This window comes from Oscillospiraceae bacterium NTUH-002-81 (genome assembly GCA_032620915.1).
Lineage (GTDB): Bacteria > Bacillota > Clostridia > Lachnospirales > Lachnospiraceae > JAGTTR01.
In genome coordinates this window covers 2,009,532-2,021,990 of sequence record CP136052.1, presented here as the reverse complement: position 1 = coordinate 2,021,990, position 12,459 = coordinate 2,009,532, and the positions used below count along the sequence as shown (strand labels likewise).

Sequence of the window (12,459 nt, the reverse complement as noted above, 5' to 3'; positions counted from 1 at the left end):
AAAAAGGAGAAGAAGCACATTGAGCAGTCTGCCGAACGATTTTACCGAAGAAATGAAACGCCTGCTGGGCGAGGAATATGAAGCATTTCTGGCTTCCTACCGGGAGACACCCCGGGCGGGCCTGCGGCTGAATACCCGAAGAGAGACGGCAGAGGATTTCCCGGAGAAGCTGCCTTTTTCCCTGTCCCGGGTACCCTGGATCTCCAACGGGTACTATTACGGGGAAGGGGACAGTCCGGCCAAGCATCCCTACTATTATGCGGGGCTTTACTATCTGCAGGAGCCCAGTGCCATGACGCCTGCCAGCCTCCTTCCGGTGGAACCGGGGGACCGGGTGCTGGATCTGTGTGCGGCGCCCGGCGGCAAAGCCACGGAGCTTGGAGCAAAATTACAGGGACAGGGCTGCCTCTTTGCCAACGATATCAGTAATTCCCGGGCGAAAGCGCTGCTGAAAAATCTGGAGCTGTTCGGCATCGGCAACTGCATGGTGACCAGCGAGACACCGGAACGGCTGGCAGAGGTGTACCCCGGCTATTTTGACAAGATCCTCATTGATGCCCCCTGTTCCGGGGAGGGGATGTTCCGCAAAGACCCCGGTATGGTGAAAAGCTATGCAGAAAAGGGGCCGTCTTACTACGCTGACTTGCAGAGAACCATTCTGACCCAGGTGGTGAAAATGCTGCGGCCCGGCGGGATGCTGCTGTATTCCACCTGTACGTTTTCGCCGCTGGAGAATGAAGCATCTATCCAGTTCCTGCTGGATCTGGATCCCACGCTGCGTGTCGTTCCCGTTGCTTCCTATGAGGGATTCGCTCCCGGGCGGCCGGACTGGATCGAGAGCGGAGATCCTTCTCTGGCTGGCTGTGTGCGCATCTGGCCCCACCGAATGGAAGGGGAAGGGCATTTTGCTGCATTATTGCAAAAAGAGGACAGTATGATGACAATGTCCTGTCGGATGGAAGAAGCAAATTGTGCAGGGAAAGAATTACCTTTTGTTGGCGGTAGATGCAAAGGCGGTAATAAGAAACAGGCATCCTCCGGCAAAGGGGGCAGAGAGAAGCGGGGGAACTCTCCCTCAGGAGGCGGCGGATTTTCTGTCTGCCATCGGCCATCCGCTGGCAGAAAACCTTGCCGAGGGTACGGTGATGGTAAAAGAGAACCGCGTGTATGTGCTCCCGGCGGGCATCCAGGCAGCGCCCGGCATTCGCTATCTGCGTACCGGACTGTATCTGGGCGATATCGGAAAGAAGGGGCAGTTTGAGCCCTCCCAAGCGCTGGCTATGACCTTGTCTGCGGCCATCTGCCCCTGCAGCATTGATTTGCCCGTTTCGGATGACCGGGTGATCCGTTATCTGAAAGGGGAGACGCTGGACGTGGACGATCTGGTTACCCCGAAGGCTAAGGGCTGGCAGCTGGTGTGTGTGGACGGCTTTGCCCTGGGCTGGGGAAAGCTCTCCGGCGGCACATTAAAGAACAAATACTGTACAGGCTGGAGATGGATGTAATGCGGCTGGATAAATTTCTGGCGGATGCCGGTCTTGGCACCCGCTCACAGGTAAAAACGATCATTCGAAAAGGAACGATTACCGTCAACGGCGTTCCGGCGAAAAAACCGGAGCAGAGCGTGAATCCGGAGACAGATCAGATCTGTGACGGTTCCCGGGAACTGACTGCCGTGAAGACGGTTTACTATATGTTAAATAAGCCCGCCGGGTACGTGAGCAGCACCGAGGAACACGACGGGCCGTCAGTGCTGTCCCTGTTGAAGGACGAAGCGGGACAGTCGGTGCCCGGCAAAGGGCTTTTTCCGGCCGGACGGCTGGACAAGGACACCGAAGGGTTGCTTCTCATCACCAACGACGGCGCGCTGGCCCATGACCTGCTTTCGCCAAGAAAACATGTGGAAAAAGACGTATTTTGCCAGGGTGAAAGGCCCCATGACAGAGGCAGTGGCAGAAGCCTTTGACCGCGGTCTGGATATCGGGGAGAAACGGCCAACGCTGCCAGCAAAGCTTATCATTGTAGAGAGTGGGGCGGAAGTCTCTCAGGTGACCGTCACTATTCGGGAAGGAAAATTTCACCAGATCAAACGGATGTTTGAAAAAGTGGGCAGTGAGGTACTTTATCTGAAACGGATTTCTTTTGGAAGCCTGACGCTGGACGAGACGCTGGCGCCCGGGACATTCCGGCCCCTCACAGAAGAGGAGATCCGACAATTACAGGCAGGAGATCAAACAGCATGAACAAAGACTTTTTGCCGATGACACGGGAAGAACTGTCGGCACGCGGCTGTGAACAGCCGGATTTTGTATATATCAGCGGAGACGCCTATGTGGATCATCCCTCCTTCGGCCCGGCGCTTTTGTGCCGCCTGCTGGAGGCCAGGGGCTACACGGTGGGGCTGATCTGCCAGCCGGACTGGAAGAACCCGGAGAGCATTCAGACCTTTGGGGAACCGCGCCTGGGATTCCTCATCAGCAGCGGCAATATGGATTCCATGGTCAATCACTATACGGTGGCAGGAAAACGCCGGAGCACGGATGCCTATACGCCGGGCGGCAAGATCGGCAAACGGCCGGATCATGCAGTCATTGTGTACAGCAATCTGGTGCGCCGGGTATATCGCCATGCGGCCATTATCATCGGCGGCATCGAGGCTTCCCTTCGCCGGATGGGCCATTATGACTACTGGGCCAATCAGGTGAAGCGATCCATTTTGCTGGATTCCGGTGCCGACCTTATTTCCTACGGCATGGGAGAGCACTCCCTGCTGGAGATCGCGGAAGGGCTGGCGGCAGGCATTTCTGTGTCAGATCTGACCTACATCCGTGGCACGGTGTTCAAAACAAGAGACCGGAGCCTGCTGGATCCGGATGGCATCGAGCTGCCCCCGTTTGAAGAGATCAAGGCGGACAAGAAAACTTATGCCCGCAGTTTTTATATCCAGTACTGCAACACAGACCCTTATGCCGGCTATCAGCTGGTGGAATGCTACGACGGCGCCACCTGCGTGGTGCAGAATCCGGCGGCACTTCCCCTGACCGAGGAGGAAATGGACGAGCTGTACCGGCTGCCTTATACGAGACGGTGGCACCCTTCCTATGATAAGGATGGCGGCATTCCGGCTTATTCCGAGGTGAAGTTTTCCCTGGTCAGCAGCCGGGGCTGCTTTGGCGGCTGTAATTTCTGCGCGCTCACCTTCCATCAGGGCCGGATTATCCAGGCCCGTAGCCAGGAATCCCTAGTGGAAGAGGCCACGAATTTTACAAAAGAACCGGATTTCAAGGGCTATATTCATGATGTGGGCGGCCCCACGGCGGATTTCCGTCATCCGTCCTGCGCAAAACAGGCGGAACACGGCGTGTGTCCCAACCGGCAGTGCTTGTTTCCCAAACCCTGTCCGAACCTGAATGCGGATCACACGGATTATATTCAGCTGCTGCAAAAGCTGCGGAATATTCCAAAGGTGAAGAAGGTGTTTATCCGCTCCGGCATCCGTTTTGATTACGTGCTGGCGGATCGGAAGACAGATTTTCTGGAAGAGCTGTGCAAATACCACGTCAGCGGGCAGTTAAAGGTGGCCCCGGAGCACGTCTCCGATCAGGTGCTTTCCTATATGGGCAAACCGGCCCATGAAGTGTTTATGAAATTTTCCCGGGAATATGCGAAGACCAATGAGCGGCTGGGGCTGAAACAGTACATGGTGCCCTACCTGATGTCCTCCCACCCAGGCTGTACGCTAAAGGATGCGGTACGTCTGGCGGAGTATCTGCGGGACATTCATTACATGCCCGAGCAGGTGCAGGATTTCTATCCCACCCCCGCCACCATTTCCACCTGTATGTATTATACCGGGCTGGATCCACGGACGATGGAACCTGTTTATGTCCCAAAGGATCCCCATGAGAAAGCCATGCAGCGGGCGCTCATGCAGTACCGGCGGCCCCAGAACCGGGCGCTGGTGGAGGAAGCGCTGCGAAAAGCCGGACGGACAGACCTGATCGGATTCGGGCCGGAGTGCCTGATCCGACCCGAACATGGGGCAGAGAAAAATGCAGGTCAGTCTTCGCAGAATCGTCCAAAATCAGGACGAAATACGCGTGAGCAGCAAATGCCGTCTGCAGCTGATCGAAAGTCCCGCACACAACAGCAGCAGACACGCAGCGCAGAGTCCCATAAGAAGAAAACGATCCGCAGCGTGCACGCAAAGAAGAAAAAATAGCCAGTGAGACAGGAGGCTTTTACGATGACGAAAAATATCGCGATTGTCACAGGTGCCTCTTCCGGGATGGGAAGAGAATTCGTGCTGCAGATCGCAGCAAAATATGGAAAATTAGATGAGATCTGGGCCATTGCCAGAAGAGAAGAGCTGCTCTGGCAGCTCCAGGGAGAGGCTGCCCTTCCCGTGCGGATCCTGACCATGGATCTGGCTCAGGAGGAGAGCATCAAGCGTCTCATGGCTCTTCTTGCCACAGAGAATCCCAGGATCCGGATTCTGGTCAACAGCGCAGGCTGCGGCCGCATCGGCAATTTTTTCGGCAGCTCCTACGAGGGTGTGCTCTCCATGATCAATGTGAACTGTAAGGCACTGACGGCAGTGACCTACGCCTGCCTGCCTTACATGCCCATGGGCAGTCGGATCCTTATGCTGGCTTCCTCTGCAGCTTTTGCGCCCCAGCCGGGATTCGCGGTGTATGCAGCCAGCAAGGCGTATGTGCTCAGCTTTTCCCGGGCACTTCGGGTGGAATGTCAGGAGCAGGGGCTCACGGTGACGGCGGTTTGTCCCGGGCCAGTGGATACGGAATTCTTTGACCATGCCGGGGACAATGCCAAGATGTCTGCTGTGAAGAAGCTGACCATGGCCAAACCGGTGCCGGTGGTGAAGCGGGCGCTGTTTGATGCTGCCAGAGGACACGAGCTTTCGGTATACGGCCTGCCCATGAAGGGCTCGCTGGTGGCCGCCAAACTCATTCCCCATCATCTGCTGGTACCGGCCATGAACAAAATTCTGAATCGCCGTTCCAGAGACAGCGAATGACCCCACGGAGGAAGGTATGCAGGAATTACACGTAGCTGCCCGGGATGCCGGACAGCGGTTTGATAAATTTCTCGCCCGCTACATGAGCGGGGCGCCCAAGAGCTTTTTCTACAAAATGCTCCGAAAGAAAAATATCGTGCTCAACGGCAAAAAAGCCGAGGGCAATGAAAAGCTGAAAGAGGGGGGATGTGATCCGCCTCTTCCTTTCCGATGAAACCATTGCCCAGTTTCGGACAGCCCCCCAGGCAGCCGCACCGGAACCGGTGCCCAAAGGGCTGGCTGCCGCCTTTGCCGCCTCCATCGTCTATGAGGACGCCCATCTGCTGGTGGTAAACAAACCGGCAGGGGTACTGTCCCAGAAGGCCAAACCCTCGGACAGCTCCCTGGTGGAGGCGCTGGTGGATTATCTTTACCGAAAAAAAGAGGTGACGCCGGAGAGCCTTGCCCTGTACCGGCCATCGGTGTGCAACCGGCTGGACCGCAACACCAGCGGCCTGGTGCTGGCGGGGAAAACGCTGCCGGCCCTGCAGGTATTGTCTGACGTGCTAAAGGATCGGTCTGTCCGCAAGGAATATCTTTGTATCGTAGCCGGGCAGCTGAAATCCCCCATGTCCCTGGACGGGTATCTCATCAAGGACGAGGCTGCCAATCAGGTGCGCATTCATCAGACGCCTGTGGAGGGCGGGGCCTACATCCGTACCGACTATACGCCGCTGGCAGCGACAGAGGATTTCACCCTGCTGCTGGTGCATCTGATCACCGGGCGCTCCCATCAGATCCGGGCCCATCTGGCCAGCATCGGCCATCCCATTGTGGGGGATAGCAAATACGGGAAGCCTTCGGTGAACCGGGAAATGCAGAAGCGGTTTGGCGTCCGCAGCCAGCTGCTGCATGCAGCCATTGTTACCTTTCCAAAGCTGGATGGAGAGTTTTCTTATCTGTCCGGGAAGGCGCTGACCGCGGAGCCGCCGCAGGATTTTATCCGGACGGCAGACGGTCTTTTTGCCTCAGGGATCTGTGAAAGTTTTCTAAAAGAGAAGGGGGGCCGCTGACATGGCTACGTGGAATTCCCGAGGCCTTCGCGGCTCCACCCTGGAGGAGCTGGTGAACCGCTCCAACGAGCGTTACCGGGAGCTGGGGCTGGCACTGATTCAGAAGATTCCCACCCCCATCACACCGATTAAAATGGACAAAGCCCATCACCAGATCACGCTGGCATACTTCGACCAGCGCAGTACCGTGGACTATATCGGCGCCGTGCAGGGCTTTCCGGTCTGCTTTGACGCCAAGGAATCCGTGGTGGAGACTTTTCCGCTGCATAACATCCATCCCCATCAGATGGAGTTTATGAAAGCTTTTGAGCAGCAGGGCGGCATCGCTTTTTTCTCATTTTCTATACGGCGAAAAATCTTTTCTATTATATGCCCTACGACCAGATGGCAGTTTTCTGGAAACGGGCGGAGGATGGCGGCCGCAAAAGCTTCCGCCTGGATGAACTGGATGAGACGTTCTTTTTCTCCCATCAGTCGGGGATCCTGGTGCCTTACCTGGATATGATCCAGAAAGATCTGGATCGGAGAGAGGAACAGGAGGATTGACAAATCAGAGGTTTTCTTTTATACTGTAGAAGATTTCTTTTGCTACCATGTTATCACTTTACCATAAGAAAGCGACAGGAGGAACCTATGAATCAGCGATTACTGCATACACCGGACGGTGTCAGGGACATTTACAGCCTGGAATGTGAAAAGAAAAATGTGTTGGAGCAGCGGCTCCATCAACGTCTGAAAACCTACGGCTATCATGATATCCAGACACCTTCTTTTGAATATTTTGACGTGTTCAGCCAGGAGGTGGGTACTATCCCGTCCCGAGAGCTGTTCAAATTCTTTGACCGGGAGGGCGACACGCTGGTGCTGCGCCCGGATTTTACTCCGTCCATCGCGCGTTCCGCCGCCAAGTATTATATGGATGAGACCCGGCCCATCCGCATGTGCTATATGGGCAACACCTTTGTGAACAATTCCAGCTATCAGGGCCGCTTAAAAGAGAGCACCCAGCTTGGCGCAGAACTGCTGGGAGATGCCAGTCCCGAGGCCGATGCGGAGATGATCGCCATGGTCATCGAGCTTCTGCTGGATGCGGGACTGAAGGAGTTCCAGGTGAGCATCGGGCAGATTGATTTCTTTAAGGGATTTCTGCTGGCCGCGGGGCTGGATGAAGAGCAGGAGTTTACCCTGCGGGAGCTCATTTCCAATAAAAATAATTTTGGCATTGAGGAGTTCCTGGACGATATCCGCATGCCCAAGACGTGCCGGGAGGCATTCATCCGCATGCCCCAGCTGTTCGGCAACGCGGAGGTGTTAAAGGAGGCCCGCCGTCTGGCGGACAATTCCCGTTCCATCGGTGCCATTGAGCGGCTGGAGGCGGTTTATCATGCATTGAAGCTGTATGACCTGACGGATTACATTTCCTTTGATCTGGGTCTGGTCAGCAAATATAAATATTACACCGGCGTGATTTTCCAGGCGTACACCTACGGCACTGGTGAGCCCATCGTCAAGGGCGGCCGCTACGACAACCTGCTGGCCCGGTTTGGCAAGGATTTTGCAGCCACCGGTTTTGCCGTTGTCATCGACCAGCTCATGAGCGCCCTGTCCCGGCAGAAGATCGCCATTCCGGTGGAAGCCGACGGCCGTCTGGTGCTCTATGATGCGTCCTCTCGGGATGCAGCCATCCATCTGGCCGTATCCATGCGAAAGGATGGCAGACCGGTGGAGCTGGTGCGCAAGACCGCCGGGGAGACTGCAGAGGATTACCGGGATTTCGCCGCAGAAAACGGCCACGGAAAAATTTATGACCTGACTGCAGAGGGGGTAAAGGAGGCTGACGTATGAGATACCTGACCATTGCGCTGACAAAAGGCCGTCTGGCGAAAAAAACACTGGAGATTTTTGAAAAGATCGGCATCATCTGCGAGGAGATGAAGGATCCCGACTCCCGGAAGCTGATTTTTACCAACGAAGAACTGAAACTGAAATTTTTCCTGGCGAAAGGGCCAGACGTGCCCACCTACGTGGAATACGGTGCCGCTGACATCGGCATCGTAGGAAAAGACACGATCCTGGAAGAGGGCAGACGGATCTACGAGGTGCTGGATCTGGGCTTTGGCTGCTGCCGCATGTGCGTCTGCGGCCCGGCAGAGGCGGCAGAACTTCTCAAACACCATGAGCGCATCCGCGTAGCCACCAAATACCCGAAGATCGCCAAAGATTATTTTTATAACCGGAAGCATCAGACGGTGGAGATTATCAAGCTCAACGGTTCCATCGAGCTGGCGCCCATCGTGGGCCTTTCCGAGGTCATCGTAGATATCGTGGAGACCGGTTCCACTCTGCGGGAAAACGGCCTGGGTGTCCTGGAAGAGGTGTGCCCGCTGTCCGCGCGGATGGTGGTCAATCCGGTGAGCATGAAGATGGAAAATGAACGGATCTCGGAGCTCATCGGCAAACTGCGGGAGGTTGTGTGATCGTTCTTTTTATGCTATCATATAAAATCATTATCTGTCATAGGAATTTTCAAAGTCATCATGGGAAAGGAGTATACCAATGAAAATTGTGGAACTGAGCAGCGAGTCCAGAGACCGTCTGCTGGAGGATCTGTTAAAACGCAGCCCCAACAGCTATGGCGAATTTGAGGGACGGGTAGCAGCGATCCTTGCGGATGTGAAGGAACGCCGGGATGCCGCTTTATTCGAATATACGAAGAAATTTGACGGTGCCGATATCAGCGCCGACAATCTGGTTGTCACAGAGGAGGAGATCAGAGAAGCCTATGAAACGGTGGATCCGTCTCTGGTGGAGATCATCCGTAAGGCGCTGGTGAATATCCGCGCCTATCATGAGAAGCAGCGCCGCTACAGCTGGTTTGACTCCAAGCCCAACGGCTCCATGCTGGGCCAGAAGATCACGCCGCTGCGCCGGGTGGGCGTCTATGTACCCGGCGGCAAGGCCGTTTATCCGTCTTCCGTGCTCATGAACATTGTTCCGGCCAAGGTGGCAGGGGTGGAGGAGATCGTTATGACCACACCGCCGGGAAAAGACGGTAAGGTAAACCCCACCACACTGGTGGCTGCCAAAGAGGCAGGCGCCGATGTGATCTACAAGGTGGGCGGCGCCCAGGCCATTGCCGCACTGGCTTACGGCACAGAGTCCATCCCCAAGGTTGACAAGATCGTGGGCCCGGGCAACATCTATGTGGCGCTGGCAAAGAAAGCTGTCTACGGCCACGTGAGCATCGACTCCATCGCCGGCCCCAGCGAGATCCTGATCATCGCCGACGACACGGCCAATCCCCGGTATGTGGCAGCGGATCTGCTGTCCCAGGCCGAGCACGATGAGATGGCCTCCGCCATTCTTGTCACCACCAGCCGCCGTCTGGCAGAGGAAGTGTCTAAAGAGGCAGAACAGTTCGTGGCACAGCTGTCCCGGAAGGAGATTTTACAGAAATCTCTGGACAATTACGGCTACATCCTCATCGCAGAGACGCTGGACGATGCCATTGACGCAGCCAATGAGATCGCTTCCGAGCATCTGGAGATCGTGACTGCCAACGCCTTTGAGGTGATGATGAAGGTGCGCAATGCGGGCGCTATCTTCATCGGAGAGTACAGCTCCGAGCCCCTGGGCGATTATTTCGCAGGCCCCAACCATGTGCTGCCCACCAACGGCACGGCCAAGTTCTTCTCCCCTCTGTCGGTGGACGATTTCATCAAGAAATCCAGCATCATTTACTATTCCAAAGACGCCCTGCGCCCGGTACATGAGGATATCATCCGTTTCGCCGAGGCAGAGCAGCTGACCGCGCATGCCAACTCCATCCGCGTGCGTTTTGAGAAAGAAGAGGGCACCGGAAATGATGCAAAATAACGATACCACCAGTTCCAGAACGGCTGAGATCACCCGGGCAACGGCGGAGACCGACATCCGCCTGACATTGTCTTTGGACGGTACCGGAAAAGCAGACATCCACACCGGTATCGGCTTCTTCGACCACATGCTGGACGGATTTTCCCGCCACGGCCTCTTTGACCTGACGGTACACGCCGAGGGCGATCTGCAGGTGGACAGTCATCACACCATTGAGGACACCGGCATTGTGCTGGGCCAGGCCATCGGTGCAGCGGTGGGGGATAAGAAGGGCATCCGCCGGTTTGGCAGTGCCATCCTTCCCATGGACGAGACACTGGTGCTCTGCGCCGTGGATCTGTCCGGGCGGCCCTATCTGCAGATGGATACCCAGTTTACGGTAGACCGGCTGGGAGACATGGACACCGAAATGGTGCGGGAGTTTTTCTATGCGATTTCCTATGCGGCGGGCATGAACCTGCATTTTAAAATGCTGACGTCGGGCAATAATCATCATATGGCAGAAGCTATGTTCAAAGCCTTTGCCAAGGCACTGGACGCCGCTGTGGCTTATGATCCGCGGATCAGCGATGTGCTATCTACAAAGGGGAGTTTATAAGACAATGGATAAAAAACGAATTTTTGCGCAGCTTTCCCTGCACACGGAAAGGGAACTTTCGGCGCAGGCAGCGGAATATTTCGCCAACAACGGAGCTGACGGCCTGCTTTTGGAGGACAGCTATACGTCTGATGCAGAGCATGACCACAACATCGGCAGCATCAAACAGATCGTCCGCACCGTGGATGTGCCCGTCTATGTCTATGGCGGTATCCGCCGGCTGGAGGACGTGAAAAAATACCTGTATGCCGGTGCGGCGAAGGCGGTGCTGGATCTGAACCGGGAGAGCAACCGGGAGCTTCTGACAGAGGCCTCCGCCCGTTTCGGCAGAGAGAAAATTGCGGTCTATGTATCCGCAGAAGCGCTGGAGGAGCTCACATCCGAGCAGCTGGAAGCGGCTGCATCCCTGCTGATCTGCAGCGCAGAGGAAACAGACACCCTGACAGATGCAGTATCCCTGCCGGTACTGGCCGTTCTGGAATCCCGGGAACCGAAGGACTACATGGCGCTGTTGGAAAAAGAAACGGTATGCGGAGTGACGGGTTCCCTGCTCAGTGAGAAAACGGCGGATCTCTATGGCTTCAAGGATGCCTGCAGAAAGGCAGATATTCCCATGTATGCGCTGCATTCTGCCTATACCTGGGCGGATTTCAAGACCAATTCTGACGGCATGGTGCCGGTGGTGGTACAGGATTACCGCTCCGGGGAAGTTTTGATGGTTGCCTATATGAACGAAGAGGCGTATAATCATACCATTGCTACCGGAAAAATGACCTACTGGAGCCGCAGCCGGAACGAGCTGTGGGTGAAGGGCGATACCAGCGGCCACTATCAGTATGTGAAGTCTCTGACGCTGGACTGCGATATGGATACGATCCTGGCAAAGGTACACCAGATCGGTGCAGCCTGCCATACAGGAAGCTATTCCTGCTTTTTCAATGAAGCAGCGAAGGCGGAAGGCCAGAGCGGACACAATCCGCTGAAGGTACTGGAAGAAGTGTACGCTACCATCACGGACCGCAAGGAACACCCGAAGGAAGGATCTTATACGAACTACCTGTTCGACAAGGGCATTGACAAGATCCTGAAAAAAGTAGGAGAAGAGGCAACAGAGATTGTCATTGCCGCCAAGAATCCGGATCCCGAGGAGATCAAGTACGAGATTTCCGATTTTCTGTATCATGTCAGCGTGCTCATGGTGGAGCGCGGCGTGACATGGGACGATATCACCCGGGAGCTGGCGCAGAGATAGATCCTTTGTGCCGAAAGCAAATTTTACAAACAGAAAGGATTTCATTATGCTGCGCAAATATCTGTGGATTTTTTTCATCTCAATGGTTCCGCTCATCGAGCTTCGAGGGGCAATCCCCTATGCGAAGTTCATGAATATGCCCATGCTGAACGCCTATATCGTGGCCATCATCGGCAACATGATCCCGGTGCCTTTTATTTACTTTTTCGCAAGAAAGGTGCTGGAATGGGGTTCTGACAAGCCCGTGATCGGCGGCTTTTTCACCTGGTGTATGCAGAAAGGAGAGAAGGGCGGCCAGAAGCTGCAGGCTTCCGCAGGCAAAGGCTTATTCGTGGCGCTGCTCTTATTCGTGGGCATTCCGCTGCCGGGTACAGGTGCCTGGACGGGAACGCTGGCGGCCAGTCTGCTGGATATGGATTTCAAATCCAGCGTCATTGCCGTTATGGGCGGTGTGCTGCTGGCAGGCATCATCATGTGGTTTGCCAGTGCCGGTGCCTTCGGGGCGCTTGGGGCAATTTTAGGATAAAATCACCCCAAACGGGAAGTTTTCCCGGAAAATACTACTTTTTTTCATGGAAAAGATCAGAAAAAAGGATGATTGACAAACGTGAGGTCACATCCTATACTAAAGAAAATTCAATCA

At 55.3% G+C, this 12,459-nt stretch carries 12 protein-coding genes and 2 pseudogenes; all 14 read left to right on the top strand.

Annotated elements, in window-relative coordinates:
• Positions 1-52 precede the first annotated feature (52 nt).
• The 14 genes and pseudogenes from RJD28_09795 (at position 53) to RJD28_09730 (ending at position 12,342) form a co-directional block, all read left to right on the top strand.
• On the top strand, positions 53-1,261 hold the full coding sequence (locus RJD28_09795; protein WNV59598.1) for an RsmB/NOP family class I SAM-dependent RNA methyltransferase: 1,209 nt from the start codon (positions 53-55) through the stop codon (positions 1,259-1,261).
• Positions 1,146-1,505 (top strand): RsmF rRNA methyltransferase first C-terminal domain-containing protein, encoded by a 360-nt coding sequence (locus RJD28_09790; GenBank protein WNV56641.1) that lies wholly within the window; start codon positions 1,146-1,148, stop codon positions 1,503-1,505. The genes RJD28_09795 and RJD28_09790 overlap by 116 nt, the downstream gene beginning before the upstream one ends.
• A pseudogene (locus RJD28_09785) lies at positions 1,496-2,243 on the top strand (pseudouridine synthase). Before RJD28_09790 ends, RJD28_09785 begins: the two are co-directional and overlap by 10 nt.
• The gene (locus RJD28_09780; GenBank protein WNV56640.1) at positions 2,240-4,222 is read left to right on the top strand and encodes a YgiQ family radical SAM protein; all 1,983 of its coding nucleotides are present in this window, start codon (positions 2,240-2,242) and stop codon (positions 4,220-4,222) included. The pseudogene RJD28_09785 and the gene RJD28_09780 overlap by 4 nt, the downstream one beginning before the upstream one ends.
• 24 nt (positions 4,223-4,246) lie before the next feature.
• Positions 4,247-5,038 (top strand): SDR family NAD(P)-dependent oxidoreductase, encoded by a 792-nt coding sequence (locus tag RJD28_09775; protein ID WNV56639.1) that lies wholly within the window; start codon positions 4,247-4,249, stop codon positions 5,036-5,038.
• Between the two features lie 16 nt (positions 5,039-5,054).
• Complete coding sequence (locus RJD28_09770) at positions 5,055-5,252, top strand: hypothetical protein (GenBank protein WNV56638.1); 198 nt, start codon at positions 5,055-5,057, stop codon at positions 5,250-5,252.
• Positions 5,227-6,090 (top strand): RluA family pseudouridine synthase, encoded by an 864-nt coding sequence (locus tag RJD28_09765; protein ID WNV56637.1) that lies wholly within the window; start codon positions 5,227-5,229, stop codon positions 6,088-6,090. The genes RJD28_09770 and RJD28_09765 overlap by 26 nt, the downstream gene beginning before the upstream one ends.
• Position 6,091: 1 nt before the next feature.
• A pseudogene (locus RJD28_09760) lies at positions 6,092-6,636 on the top strand (Holliday junction resolvase RecU).
• A gap of 87 nt (positions 6,637-6,723) precedes the next feature.
• Positions 6,724-7,935, top strand: coding sequence for an ATP phosphoribosyltransferase regulatory subunit (gene hisZ / locus RJD28_09755; GenBank protein WNV56636.1), 1,212 nt, complete (start codon positions 6,724-6,726; stop codon positions 7,933-7,935).
• Positions 7,932-8,567, top strand: coding sequence for an ATP phosphoribosyltransferase (gene hisG / locus RJD28_09750; protein ID WNV56635.1), 636 nt, complete (start codon positions 7,932-7,934; stop codon positions 8,565-8,567). The genes hisZ and hisG overlap by 4 nt, the downstream gene beginning before the upstream one ends.
• Before the next feature lie 79 nt (positions 8,568-8,646).
• Positions 8,647-9,966 carry a histidinol dehydrogenase gene (gene hisD / locus RJD28_09745; GenBank protein WNV56634.1) on the top strand — a complete coding sequence of 440 codons (1,320 nt, stop codon included), beginning with the start codon at positions 8,647-8,649 and terminating at the stop codon, positions 9,964-9,966.
• Positions 9,953-10,564, top strand: a complete 612-nt coding sequence (gene hisB, locus RJD28_09740; protein ID WNV56633.1) for an imidazoleglycerol-phosphate dehydratase HisB — start codon at positions 9,953-9,955, stop codon at positions 10,562-10,564. The genes hisD and hisB overlap by 14 nt, the downstream gene beginning before the upstream one ends.
• A gap of 4 nt (positions 10,565-10,568) precedes the next feature.
• Positions 10,569-11,816, top strand: coding sequence for a bifunctional phosphoribosyl-AMP cyclohydrolase/phosphoribosyl-ATP diphosphatase HisIE (hisIE, locus tag RJD28_09735; GenBank protein WNV56632.1), 1,248 nt, complete (start codon positions 10,569-10,571; stop codon positions 11,814-11,816).
• A gap of 46 nt (positions 11,817-11,862) precedes the next feature.
• Positions 11,863-12,342: a small multi-drug export protein gene (locus RJD28_09730; protein WNV59597.1), complete on the top strand. Its 480-nt coding sequence runs from the start codon at positions 11,863-11,865 to the stop codon at positions 12,340-12,342.
• Positions 12,343-12,459: the final 117 nt, after the last annotated feature.